Source organism: Bifidobacterium tsurumiense (genome assembly GCF_000741765.1).
Taxonomy (GTDB): Bacteria; Actinomycetota; Actinomycetes; order Actinomycetales; family Bifidobacteriaceae; genus Bifidobacterium; species Bifidobacterium tsurumiense.
The window spans coordinates 1-12,563 of record NZ_JGZU01000009.1; the positions used below are offsets into that span (position 1 = coordinate 1).

A 12,563-nucleotide genomic window follows, 5' to 3' on the forward strand; every position below is an offset into this window, starting at 1 on the left:
CCGCATCCTGGCTGGTGGAAAACGCGTTCACCGAACCAGAAAATCGAGGAACTCCACAGGCTGGCATCGGGAAAGGAGCCCCCAAGGCGCATACGAAACGTTCGGCATACCCAACCGATACGGAACCGGCATCGACTGGAACGAATTCCACACCAGCACCAGATACCCAAACGCCACCGAATAAAACCACCACCAGACACACAATTTGGCCTATAACCCGCATATCCCATAGCGGTCAATCGTGCAAGATTATCCCTGAAATCGCAGGCCTGAGCAGTGCAGGCCGGAGTCATTGCAGCAGGATAGAAATACAAGATAACTCGCTGACCTTTGAAATCGGCCAGACTGACATCCTTGCCTTCATCACTTGGCAGAGTGAAATCCGGTGCCGCTTGGCCTGGTTCAAGTCGTGTGGTCTCGTCTGTATTACTTTGTGCTGATGATTGATATTGCGTGCTCATGGATTCCATCGTAGTTCGGTTGGTACGGAAATGACGCCGTACGCGTTCAGCGCATCAATGAATGCGCAATGCATACGACGTCATTGAATCTCCGCCATGACTTGTTGGAAGCCGACAGCATGGCAGATCGTGAGCCTACTCGCGGACGAGCTGAATATGCCCGATACTGTCTCGCTTTGATCTGCGGAAGAGCACGAATCGGTTGCCGATTACCTGCACGACTTCTGCATTGAGCTGCTCGGAGAGTTCGGCAGCAGCTTCTTTTGCGGTCAATCCCGAACCATCCAGAACTGAACATTTGACGAGTTCATGAGCTTCCAGTGTTTCGTCCGTTTGTCCGATAGCGCCTTCGGTCAGGTCGTTCTTGCCGATAATGATCAAAGGATTGAGGTGATTTGCCAAGGTCCGTAGTTGCTTGACCTGCTTTTTTGTTAATGCCATGGGCGTCTTCTTTCGTATTGCCGTTGCTGCTATTGACCATCTTCGCGCCTGGCGAGGTCTTCGAAAGGCGCATATGTTACCGCCTCGAAGATACCGTATGGTACGAATACCGGCATGATGCCGATAGTTTGAGCTGACACTCCCTGATGCCAATCTCTAGCCGTGTGTCAGCCTAAAACAATGCGGCAGCACACAAAGCCACGATATACAGTGCGGCACATGCAATAAGCGCCATGTCGCGACGGCGTACGCTCATCACACGCCAATGCGCGCGTTGAATGCCGGATTCATAGCTGCGTGCGTCAAGGGCGAGACTGAGATTGTCGGCATGGCGAAGTGTCCCTGCAAACACTGGAACGACGATTGCCCCCAAAGCGCGGATACGTTGCAATGGAGAACCACTTTCTATGCTGCCTCCACGACTTGCCTGAGCATCGGCGATGGCACGTGCTTCGCTTGACAATGTCGGAAGGAAACGTACCGACAGAGACATAACCAGGGCAATATCTTGCGTGTGAATACCGAAGTTACGCAGAGGACTCATCAACGATTCGCAGGCGTCGGTTACAGCAATGGGCGTGGTCGCATTCATGACGATGGCACCAAGGATGATAACCAAGGCGAAGCGGCAAATGTACAGCACCGAAGCGGCTATGCCCCCTGTCGTGAGGATTAGGGGGCCCCATTGAACCAGTATTGATCCCGTTCGTACGAAGAAGATATTGAGCAATCCGGTGAAGATAAACAGTACCAAAAAACCGTGGGTGGCTCGCACCAGTTCTCCGACTCGTATGCGACCTGCACAGGCTGCGGCCACCACCAGTGTTCCTGCGACCATGAGTTGTGCAGCATTCGAAATCGTGAAAGCGCTGAACATCGCGATGATCGTCACGACAAGCAATATACGCGGATCAAACGAAGAAAGCAGTGAAGACCGAACGCTGGCATTGACCTTCGGTGACTGCAACGACATGGATTGGTTATTCACGTCAATGTGTTCGACAGAGGGTCGTGATGCATATTGCAAAGCGTGTCTCGACACTGATACGTTGGCTGCACGCGGAGTCTCATGAGATGGCGAATCTGTACTGAATTGGTTTTGTGTCGTATTGCCAGTGGCGTCGGTAAGGTTATCGACTATATCGGCGGTGCCGTTGATGCCATTGGAATCGTCATCGCCATCTGCATAGGAATCTTTGGAGTCGGGCATGATTTCGATGCGATCTGCCAGGGAATGCGCTTCTTCAACGTCATGGGTGATCATAAGAATGGTCACGCCCTGCTTATGCAAATGTGTCAGCATATTAATAATGCGCTGTTTGGCGTGGGCATCGAGATTCGCAGTGGGTTCATCGAGGATCAGTACCTGAGGATGGCAGGCTATCACTCCTGCTATGGCAACAAGACGCTGCTGCCCTCCAGATAGATCAAACGGAGACCTCTGTGCAAGATCTTGTATGTGCAGCAAAGACAGAGCCTCATCCACTCTTTTGGCGATCTCATCCTCGGCAAGTCCCTGATTACGAGGACCATAGGCCACATCCTGGGCCACGGTTTCCGCGAATAATTGACGCTCCGGATGCTGCATGACATAGCCGACCGAGCGGCGCAAGGCTTTGCGCTGCCGTGAATTGGCTGGTTTGGGTTTTCGCGTGCCGAAGAGCGATGCATTTCGACGAGATGAAACCGGTATCCCTGCAACGGTTATGGAACCTTCGTCAGGGGAGTCCAAGGCGCTTATCAGTCGGGCCAATGTGGTTTTGCCGGAACCATTGCGGCCCATAAGCGCAACGGTTTGCCCCTGAGCGACGAACAACGGGTAATTATCCAACACTGCTTGCTGAGAATGAGGGTAGCGGTAGGTAACGCAGTCGATGGCTATCGCCCATTCGCGGGTTGTGTTGCGGGCTGTGCCGTTCAGATCGGTAATGTGCTCCGATTCGGAGGCGTACCAGAGTGTGGTTTCTTCGAGGGATTGCTCTTCTACCGGTGGGGCATTATTGCTTTTCTCGAATGAGTCTGTTCTGTGTCGAGCCACGTCATTAGCAATGATCCTGCCGTGGTCCATGCGTATGACCCGCTGTGCCAATTGCACTTCTTGGGCAAGATGGGTGACATGCACGATGGTGACACCTTGGGCATGCCAAGCCGAGAGGATTCGCATCACATCTTCTCGAGCTTCGGGGTCAAGCATAGCCGTGATTTCATCGAGGACAACCATGCGGGGATGCATGGCCATGGCTCCCGCTATGGCAACACGTTGTTGCTGGCCTCCGCTGATATGCGTCGGATCGGCGAAGCGCATTGATTCCAAACCGACCGAATGCAACGAATCCGAAATGGCTTGAGCCATGTCTCGACGAGAAAATCCGAGATTCTCAGGCCCGAATACCACATCATCCTCAATAACCGTGGTGACAATCTGATCCTCGGGATTCTGGAACACAGCCCCAATGTCTCGTCGGGCAGAACGATATTGAGCGGCATGGGCTCCTTGCGCATCAAAAACAATATTGCCGAGCAGAGTGACCACGCCATCATCAGGAGCTGACAGGCCTGCAATGACCTTGGACAGAGTGGACTTCCCCGAACCATTGGGACCGGTAATGCAAACCCATTCGCCGGACCGAATATCGAGGCTTATGTCATTGAGAGCCCAGGACGAGGCGTCATAACTGAAAGAAACATGGCGCAGTTGGGCAGCATACGCCTGATTTGCACTCTGACCTCGCTGAGTCATACCCTGTATCTTTCTTGCATGTCTGTGACTTCGTCATTCCGTGAAATCAATCATCTCACGATTTCAAATTGGCGTTTGCCCTTGATGAAACCGCGAGACGAGTTGAAAGCGCTCAGCGGTGGAGCAAATCGGAGATCGGCTTGTAGATGATGAATGTGCACACGATATGCAGGAACATCTTCAACACGTTGAATGGAAGCAATACCGGCACGATAAGAGCAGCTACTTGGGCAACGGTCATGCCGGTGTATATGGGGGTAATGACCAAATTGCCTGCAATGGCAATGACGATGGCACATATGGAGCCAATAATAAGGGCAAATAATGCTCCTTTACGTGTGCGGAAGCGCTGATATATCAGTGCCGCAGGAACCGTAAGCGCCAATCCGACGGCCATACCCATGATGGCACCAAGAGGATTGGTGAACAGATGCGGAGTGAAGCTGAGCACGCTGACAATGCCGGCAGCCGATGGGCCGAAAGCGAAACCAGCGACCAGGGCGATGATTCCCGATGGATCATATTTGAGCCATGGCACGAGAAGCGGTACTTCGATAAAACTGGTCGCGGCGGTCAATGCCACGAATAATGCATAGACCGCGATGCGTCGGCTCGACCATCTGCCTGAATCGGCGACGCCTGTCGAGTGGGCTTGGAGAGCCGATGGGCGTCGACGGTTTTTTGGCATGCTGTTGTGATTCTCGCTGGATGATACGGATTGTGCCGATGCAGAGTCAATCGGTATTGATTCATTGGCATCCGAGGAGATATCTGGAGAAGTATGCCCTTGATTTGAGGCATGCTGGAATTCACCCATTGCGGGCTCCGTTTCTTTCATCCGGACTGTGACCGTTGGCTCCGGACTCACACCGGTATCTGCCGTTTGCACGGCTCGCGGGCTGCAGAAGTGAATGTGACCAACTTCTGTCACCGCCAGTAAGGAATTGCACCTTCCCTGAAACTTGCCTTTCCATCTATACTCCAGAATGACTGATATTGCAAGGTTTCGTTCGTCGCAGGCAAAACACGGAGCCATGCGGCTGCCGGTTGGAAGCGCTCGGGCGTCGGGCTGTGGCGAGGGCGAGTGTAAGAATGGGGATATGAGTGAACACAAGCATGCCGCAAAAGCGACTATCGAAAAGCTTGCCATAGTCGTCGTCACCTTCAAGCGCCAGCAATTGCTGGCTACGCTTATGGAATCCATACAGGAATTGAGCGTGGCTCCGTGGCGCGTGGTAATCGTTGATAACGAGCACAGCGACGAAACCCAACATATGGTTGAAGAGTTTGCACAAATCGTCACCAAACAATGGGGCACGACGGTTCCTGATGCTTCTGGCAATGAGAATCGCGTGGTCTATGCGCCGCAAACCGACAATCTTGGCGGGGCAGGCGGATTTAATGCCGGTGTAAAGAAGGCGTATGAACTCGGCGCAGAGTGGTTCTGGGTTATGGATGACGATGTGGCGGTTCTGCCGGACAGCATCGAAAAACTCGCCAAGTGGACCGGCAAGCATGATGTGGTTCAAGGAAGCCGATATGACTATGACGGCGGCCCCTTCTATTGGCAGTACCAGTTCCTCGTGAGTCTGGGCATTCCGAATCCCATTGCGCCTGCGGCATTCGGTCCTGCCGGATATCGCGTCATGAATACCATGTGCTTTGAAGGGGGATTGTTCCGTCGCAATATCGTTGAGCAGATCGGTTTCCCTGATCCTCGATTCTTCATCTACTGGGATGACACGATGTACGGATATCTGGCCAGCAAGGTGACCAATCCAATAGTGGTACCTGATATGGTGTTGCGTCGCACCCGTGAAATCAGCAATTGGGATATTGCCGGAGTGCGTCAGCTGAATTCCACTTCAGACATGAATCGTTACCACATTATGCGCAATCGAGGCTATATGGCGAGATACTTCATGGCGCATGGAGATTATCGTCCTGTGCTATTCGCTCTGGGCACGGCAGCCACGGCAGCAAAGGAATTGATCCGCCTGTTCGCAGTGGATCGCGAACATATTCGCACCGGAGTGGCGCAACTGTGGAAAGGCTGGCGAGATTCTCGTGCCCTACTGCATGATGGTCAATGGAAGCCTATGCCTGCTTTGAAGAAGGACTGATTGCGACTCATAGTGGTAAATGCGTTTATGGCGTTTAGTGATGTTATCTAGGCATTGCCAATGTTGGAAGCGTGAGATCCACAAAGATTGAAATTGTCTGGAGCCGTTGCCTCAGATTGCTGTATGTGACTGAGGCAACGGCTCTTCCATATTCTTGACCTTCGATATCGAATGCAATGCGAACGATTCCGATATCTATATCAGCGAGTCGCGCCACTTGTGCAATCGTTATCACATTTTATGCAAGTTGGAATCTGTATTGGCTATGGGAAGAGTTACTATGCTCATACCGGTTGCACACCATATTCTCACAAGAGAGGTCAAAGATGATTGAAACAGCGCAGGCGTTCGGCATCGATATCGGAGGTTCGGGCATCAAGCAGCGCCAGTCAATTTGGAAGCTGGCGAATTCGCCGAGCCTAGGTTTAAGATCTTGACTCCGAAGGTCTCTACGCCAGAAGCTGTGGCAGAAGTGGTCAAGCAGCAACTTGAGCATTTTGAAGTCCCGGAATCGGCTCCGGTCGGCATTGCGTTCCCAGCACCTATCAAGCCAGGGCAGCCGTTGGATTTCATTGCAAATCTTGATCAGTCGTGGATCGGTGAAGACATCACCGCAGTATTCACCGAGGCCTGCGGTCGACCGGTTGTCGTCGTCAACGATGCCGATGCCGCTGGTCTGGCTGAGCAGCATTTCGGTGCGGCAAAGGGTCAGGATGGTTTGGTCATCGCCACCACGCTTGGCACCGGCATCGGCACCGCGCTTATCTACAACGGTCATTTGATTCCAAACACCGAATTGGGTCATATCGAACTCCCTGACGGCAAGGGCGATGCCGAGAAGTATGCGGCGTCCTCGGTCCGTGAACAGCAGGATATGAGCTACAAGAAGTGGGCGAAGCGTCTGACGAAGTATTACGGCTTGATGGAGAAGTATTTCAACCCTGATCTCTTCGTCGTCGGTGGCGGCGTCAGCCGCGTCAGCGAGAAGTTCTTGCCTCTGGTCGATATCAAGACTCCGATTGTTCCTGCGAAGTTGCGCAATGAAGCAGGCATTATCGGCGCTGCATATTATGCGAGCACCAAGCACTGATTTGCGATAGCAGAGATCGTATGAGGCGGCACCAAAGGTGTCGCCTCATTGCTTTGTTGGTCAAGGACAAGGATTTGGGCATACGCTTACCCTGTCCGTCTCTCACCATATCGGATCCCTTATCGGTGTGATGAGCGGTTCTGGTGGCTTCGATCCACCGAGAACTGTGCTGATTTGATGCATGAAGTTGAGTGGAATTACTGCGCAGGAATCAATAATCTCGTGATGCCTGATGCTGTCAATGCTTTGTCAAGGGAAAGCAGTGCGCGGTGCGATATGTCGAGTTTGATATTACCGATTGAGTGTCGATAATTGCCATGACGATGGTTCGGAGCAGTATGGTAACTCGTTGCACGGCAGAGCGGATGACAGGAAAGAGGTTGGTCGGCAATGCGATTCTCATCACGGGTCGATATGGGGGAGCCCAATGCAATCGCCCAAGCGGAAATCGCGGCTGCAAGGCATGGCACGAAGTTGCGTAAACTCAATGATTCCAATCCCACACGTTTCGGACTGGCTCCTCGCATTCTTTCTGAAGAATATGATGCGAATCCCAGAGGTCCACTAATGGCTCGCCGTGCATTGGCAAACTTCCTCAATGAACGGAATTCGTTTGATTCGCATGGTGCGAGTCGCATTGATGCGGATAGCCTGTATGTGCTGAGTTCAACTTCGCAAGCATATTCGTGGCTCTTCAAATTGCTGTGTGATCCTGGTGATATTGTTCTGGCTCCAAAGCCTGGATATCCGCTTATTGCATCAATCGCAAAGCTTGAGGGTGTCACAACCATGGATTACCGATTGCAATATGACGGTTCATGGTTTATCGATACCGCTGAAGTGGAAGCTTTGCTTGAGGCCGATACGCGGCATCATATCAGGGCGCTCGTCGTGATCAATCCCAATAATCCCACCGGTTCATATGTGAAGCCAGGCGAAAGAGAGCGCTTCGTTGAGCTGTGCCGCAAGTACGAAGTGGCGATAATCGCGGATGAAGTGTTTTATGACTATGATTTGAAGCCGTTTGCAGGCAATGCTCGATGGGCAGGTGAGAAGGGCGTATTGACATTCGCGTTGGACGGATTCTCCAAAATGCTGGCAGCACCTCATGCCAAAGTCGGTTGGATCCAGGTGTCAGGGCCTCAAGAAGATGTTGAACAGGCTCAACGTCGTTTGGATGTCATTGCCGATGATTATCTGCCTATGGGCGATCTCATCGCCACTCGCATACCGGAGTTGCTTGCTCTTGCTCCTGAACAGACGGCACTCGTTAAACAGCGCGTACAGAACAATTTTCATATGGTGCAACGCATTCTTGAGCAGCGACCCGAGCATCTGGTGAGCATGCTACGAGCTGAAGGTGGATGGAATGTGCTGCTGCGTTTCCCCGCCGTGGTTGATGACGACACCATGGTGCTTAGCCTGATTGAACGCCACGGTCTTAGCGGTCAGCCCGGTTATTTCTTCGATTTGGCATCGGATGGGTATTTGACAGTTTCTCTATTGCCAGAACCTGAGGAATTGACACATCGTATCGATGAAGTTCTGGATACGATCGCGATGCTGTGTAAGGCCTAGAGTCATAGAGCAGACTTGCCCATAAGTTCTTGGACAAGCTTGTCATATCGTTCCGCGGCTTCATGTGGATTGCCGTCGAATATGACGCTCTGATTATGCATGAGTATCGTCCGGTCGATCGCAAAGTGAGGATTCGTGGTCATGGCCACATCATGAGTCGCGAAAATAACTTGCAGATTTCCGGAGAAAAGAGCGGTTGCCACACGATCGGTGCCGTGTTCATCCAAGCCTTTTGTCGGTTCATCTGCGACAATCGTGCATGGGCGAGTGGCTAGTGCCGCAACTACGGCGAGCAAGTGGCGGCGCTCGCTATCCAATTCCGCAGCATTTAGTCTTGAACTATCAGCCAATGCGAATCGGGCAAATAAGTCGCCGACAAGGGCATCGATTTCTGTTCGCGGCACACTTCCAGCTTTGCGAACGGCTGTCGCTACCGCTTCGGCTATTGTTTTGGACTGATAATATGCATTGGGTATTTCTTCGCGTCGCACTTTTCCGATATGAGCGGCAATTCGCTTGTTTTCCTTGCGCTGTGCAGTGTCGAATTTCTGCTCACCTGCCGTGATGGTAACCATGCCGGATGAGGGCAATAAGGCACCGTCCATCAGCTTGAGCAGAGTGGTCTTGCCAGAGCCGTTAAGCCCGATAACCGCAACTCTGCGTTCGTGAATCTCTAGATTTGTCGAACGCAATCCCACTGTTCCGTCATCATAGACGTGTTCGGCCTGTTCAAGTCGAATCGTCACCGAGTCAACGGTGGGAACGGCTGGAGTGCGTTTGAAAAGTCTCAGAAGGCTCATAGTGCTTATTGTAGAACACGGTGATCTGTTTGCTGTGGTGTTCGAATCTATGGATTTACATGAGTTGAGACCGACTCGGTACTCGTCTATCGGCAGATATGTATTCATGAACGACATTGAGCCAATGGAGGGTTTGAGAATTGAATAGCGGGAACGTTAACCGCGTTCCACCAGCGCTAGGGTTCCGGCATGGAATTGTCCCCTGAGCGTTTGAAATGGATACAATGAGTCCACCGAAGTAATGAGGTGGATAAATGAGTATCAAGACTTTACGTTTGAAACGTGGCATGACACAGAAAGAGCTTGCAGAAAAAATACCCGGATTTGATAGAGGCAGAATAGCTGACTACGAGACAGGTAGGCGATCCGTCTCTAACATGACTCTTGGTAAAGCTTTAGCAATCTGTGACGCTTTGCATGTGTCTAATCCACGCAAGCTACTCGATGATGATATCGAGTAGGCGCGGTAAGGGTTCGACTCCTTTACCACGCACGAGGCACCAGACGGTTGCCTTACAATCAAGCTGCTAGTCGGTATAAAAATACCTACAACTAGCTGCAACTAGTCGAGGTATCCGATTGCGGCATTACCGCAAAGGAAGTTGATATGACTAATTATATCATCAATGGCGACATTACCATCAACGGTAGGCATGTTCATTTTGAACAAGCGGACAGTTGCGTAGCAGTCGCCACGATAGACGATGCAATCGAGTTAAGGCTTGGCTCGCTAGCTCAAGTCCACAGACTGTTAAGACTGTTGGCTTAAGCGTCATATGAACGATAAGTCGGTAGCTTGTTCTGCCGACTTACCCCCGACTCACACCCAGCTTAAACTTCTTATCGGTAAGCTGACATGCCAATATCACACAGACTTTCAATCAACTAGTCATCTGCCTCATCAATAAGACCCAAGGAAAAGGGAATCGCGGACGGCAGTCATAAAAGCGGTAAGAACCATGAAGCCACGCGATGCCAGAGTTCGGGATTAGAACGCAGCATGGCATCGTCTCGTCCTGACACAAAACCAGACATCGCGGTTATGACTATTGAATACAGCAGTATGACGACCACAATGCAACGCAATACCCATAGACCGATACCCAATCGAGAATCGTCGGAAGAGCGTATGTGTTCACATCGCGAGGCAAGGTCGGATTGCTGCAGAGTTGAAGATTCGAGTGGTTTTCGGCGATGTTCTCCAAGCATTACCGCCAGCGTTCCTATTGCAGGCATGGCCAGAAGCCAGGCGAAATCGGCTATATAGCGCCATCCTATGCCACCCTGTATGCTGTCCACCACAAGAATGAGCGTCCCAATGCCGAGACAAGCAGTGAGCATATTCCGTAGCAAGATATTGGCGAAATACTTCCTCAACAATGGGATTGCCACAGCCAATGCGAGGAACGGGCATAGCACCACGATCCCGGCTACCATGGGTTCAGCATATCCCCATTGTGGCAGAGGCGTTGGTGATATGCCGATCCAAGGGAATCGATGAGTGAGCCGAAGTGGCAGCAATAAGTAATATCCAAGAGTTGGCATGACATTGGCCCAATCGGTATGATGCGCAGTCATATCGGTGACCGTGAGCTGATAGGCGTTGCCGAAATTGAGGGGCGAGCCGAATCGAAGCATGTTGTACCAAGCCAGTGGGACGGTTATCAGCACAGCGGGAATGGTCACGGCAAGAATCGGTTTGAGTGCGTGGGCAACACTGACCGAATGGTTCTTCAGGGCTCGTTTCAATGCAATAATTTGATCGGAAAACAGAGGCAGTCCCGCAAGAGCCACCAAAGCAAAAGCAGGTCTGCAGCCAACGTTCGCTGCTATGCAAATCGCACCTGAGGCTAAATGCGGGAGGGAAATCGGCGTGGTTCCTAGGATTGCCCAGATGCCTCGAGTTCTGATGGGATTAGCGGTTTGGGATGCAGCGTTCGATTCAGAGGCAGCTAAGTTCCGACTTTGTTCATGCCGAGGCCTGAAAGCGCCCAGCCACAGCCATAATCCCAATGAGCTGAGCAGTAATGATGCCGATATGGGCACTGAATAGAAGTTGGTGCGGAACCATAGATAATACGAATTGGATCCGATCGCGAACAGAGTCAGGGCTATGGATGCAAAGGCCAGGCTGGCATGAGGAAAAGCCATGTGAACGATCCGAATAATCAGCAAGCTCCCGAAAACCAGGAAACCGAACATCAAGAAGAGCACGGCGGCATCCGAGGGCAGTGAAGTGCTTAGGCCTGGCAAGAGCGGGCTGAGCAAGCGGTAGGGGACGAATAACAATAAGGCTGGCAGCACTCCGAAATAGGAATACCAATGCCCTTCATAGAATGCGTAATCCCAGTAGATGGGCGTAGTGCCTTGGGCGAGCAATTGATCGCGAACCGCGGTGTCATAAGGGTTATCGGCTTGGGCAAGCGCTTGCGGAACGGGAAGATCCAGCCATGTGTGACCGTGTATCAATGCGTCTGCCAGATGGCCGTATTGGTCAAAATCATAAGTATAGCCACCATCGATATGGAATGACGACGGTTGTGAGAACCTCAATAGCCAAATGATGCGGAATATGCTCATCAAGGCAAAGGGAAGGAGCGCCACGGCGAAAAGAAGCCTTTGGGAAGTCTTCTTCGTATCCAGAGGGGTATTCCAAAGCAACGAATGCGGTCTGAACAGCATGATTAAGACCAGCACGACTATCATCGCGGCGACACGGAGCCAATCGATATGAAAAGGAACGCGGACATTGGCGCGAATCGCAGCTATGGGAATAAGCGAACCTGCAGGTTCTTGAATCCAAAGGCGTATGGTGTGCCGCGCATTGCTATGCACATACAGTGATCGAGGAACGCGCACATCAACCGACTGCGTTTTGCCGGCAATGCCATCGCTATCCACTCTCACATACAGGGATTTGACAATATCCTTATCCTTTGCGGCTGATTCGGAATCCTGCTCGGAGGAGTCTGAGATGGAGGTATCAGGATCGATGCGAGCATAGGAGGAGGAGCCGTCTGCCTCGACTTCAAGGAAGGCTTGCGTGGGATCAGTGATTTCCAGCAAACCGTCATCGCGTTGTTGCAGGCCGGGGCCGAGGATATTGGAAGCGGAGGCTGAATCGGTGCTGGCCGACAGCGTGCTCCAGAATGGCATATTGAATCCGATGATCTCCACGCTGGCTATGGCCAATAATGCGACCAGCAGTGCCAAGAGCTTTGTGCGTCCCTTTCTCAACGTCAATGAGACATTACGATGGAGGTTGCGCATATGCATGCATGCCTTCTGCGATAACGAGACTGGGAATACGCTCACTTATCCGATTCTATA

Annotated in this window: 8 protein-coding genes, 3 pseudogenes and 1 riboswitch; of the genes and pseudogenes, 5 read left to right on the plus strand and 6 right to left on the minus strand. The window is 51.8% G+C overall.

Annotated elements, in window-relative coordinates; genetic code table 11:
- Positions 1-184: pseudogene (locus BITS_RS09505) on the plus strand (hypothetical protein); the annotation flags it as partial.
- Between the two features lie 37 nt (positions 185-221).
- Here BITS_RS09505 and BITS_RS04270 read toward each other — a convergent pair.
- The 4 genes and pseudogenes from BITS_RS04270 to BITS_RS04285 all read right to left on the minus strand — a co-directional run.
- Positions 222-461 (minus strand): annotated as a pseudogene (locus BITS_RS04270) (peroxiredoxin); the annotation flags it as partial.
- Positions 462-596: 135 nt separating this feature from the next.
- Entirely contained in the window at positions 597-902 is a 306-nt protein-coding gene (locus BITS_RS04275) for a YhbY family RNA-binding protein (RefSeq protein ID WP_026641969.1), read from the minus strand.
- Between the two features lie 172 nt (positions 903-1,074).
- Positions 1,075-3,642: an energy-coupling factor transporter ATPase gene (locus tag BITS_RS04280; RefSeq protein WP_044259491.1), complete on the minus strand. Its 2,568-nt coding sequence runs from the start codon at positions 3,640-3,642 to the stop codon at positions 1,075-1,077.
- A gap of 112 nt (positions 3,643-3,754) precedes the next feature.
- The gene (locus BITS_RS04285; RefSeq protein WP_034533767.1) at positions 3,755-4,330 is read right to left on the minus strand and encodes an ECF transporter S component; all 576 of its coding nucleotides are present in this window, start codon (positions 4,328-4,330) and stop codon (positions 3,755-3,757) included.
- A 134-nt stretch (positions 4,331-4,464) separates the two neighbouring features.
- Positions 4,465-4,609: riboswitch (FMN riboswitch) on the minus strand.
- 133 nt (positions 4,610-4,742) lie between these two features.
- On the opposite strand from BITS_RS04285, the gene BITS_RS04290 reads away from it, so the two are divergent.
- The 3 genes and pseudogenes from BITS_RS04290 to BITS_RS04300 all read left to right on the plus strand — a co-directional run bounded on the left by BITS_RS04290 (position 4,743) and on the right by BITS_RS04300 (position 8,433).
- Positions 4,743-5,765, plus strand: a complete 1,023-nt coding sequence (locus BITS_RS04290) for a glycosyltransferase family 2 protein (RefSeq protein WP_026641966.1) — start codon at positions 4,743-4,745, stop codon at positions 5,763-5,765.
- Positions 5,766-6,091: 326 nt separating this feature from the next.
- Positions 6,092-6,855, plus strand: a pseudogene (gene ppgK / locus BITS_RS04295) (polyphosphate--glucose phosphotransferase).
- Between the two features lie 390 nt (positions 6,856-7,245).
- Positions 7,246-8,433: a pyridoxal phosphate-dependent aminotransferase gene (locus BITS_RS04300; RefSeq protein WP_026641964.1), complete on the plus strand. Its 1,188-nt coding sequence runs from the start codon at positions 7,246-7,248 to the stop codon at positions 8,431-8,433.
- Positions 8,434-8,435: 2 nt separating this feature from the next.
- On the opposite strand, the gene BITS_RS04305 is transcribed toward BITS_RS04300, so the two are convergent.
- Entirely contained in the window at positions 8,436-9,233 is a 798-nt protein-coding gene (locus BITS_RS04305) for an ATP-binding cassette domain-containing protein (protein WP_034533733.1), read from the minus strand.
- A gap of 254 nt (positions 9,234-9,487) precedes the next feature.
- On the opposite strand from BITS_RS04305, the gene BITS_RS04310 reads away from it, so the two are divergent.
- On the plus strand, positions 9,488-9,694 hold the full coding sequence (locus BITS_RS04310; RefSeq protein ID WP_026641962.1) for a helix-turn-helix domain-containing protein: 207 nt from the start codon (positions 9,488-9,490) through the stop codon (positions 9,692-9,694).
- 478 nt (positions 9,695-10,172) lie between these two features.
- Here BITS_RS04310 and BITS_RS04315 read toward each other — a convergent pair whose 3' ends face one another.
- Positions 10,173-12,548: a hypothetical protein gene (locus tag BITS_RS04315; protein WP_238556547.1), complete on the minus strand. Its 2,376-nt coding sequence runs from the start codon at positions 12,546-12,548 to the stop codon at positions 10,173-10,175.
- Positions 12,549-12,563 lie beyond the last annotated feature (15 nt).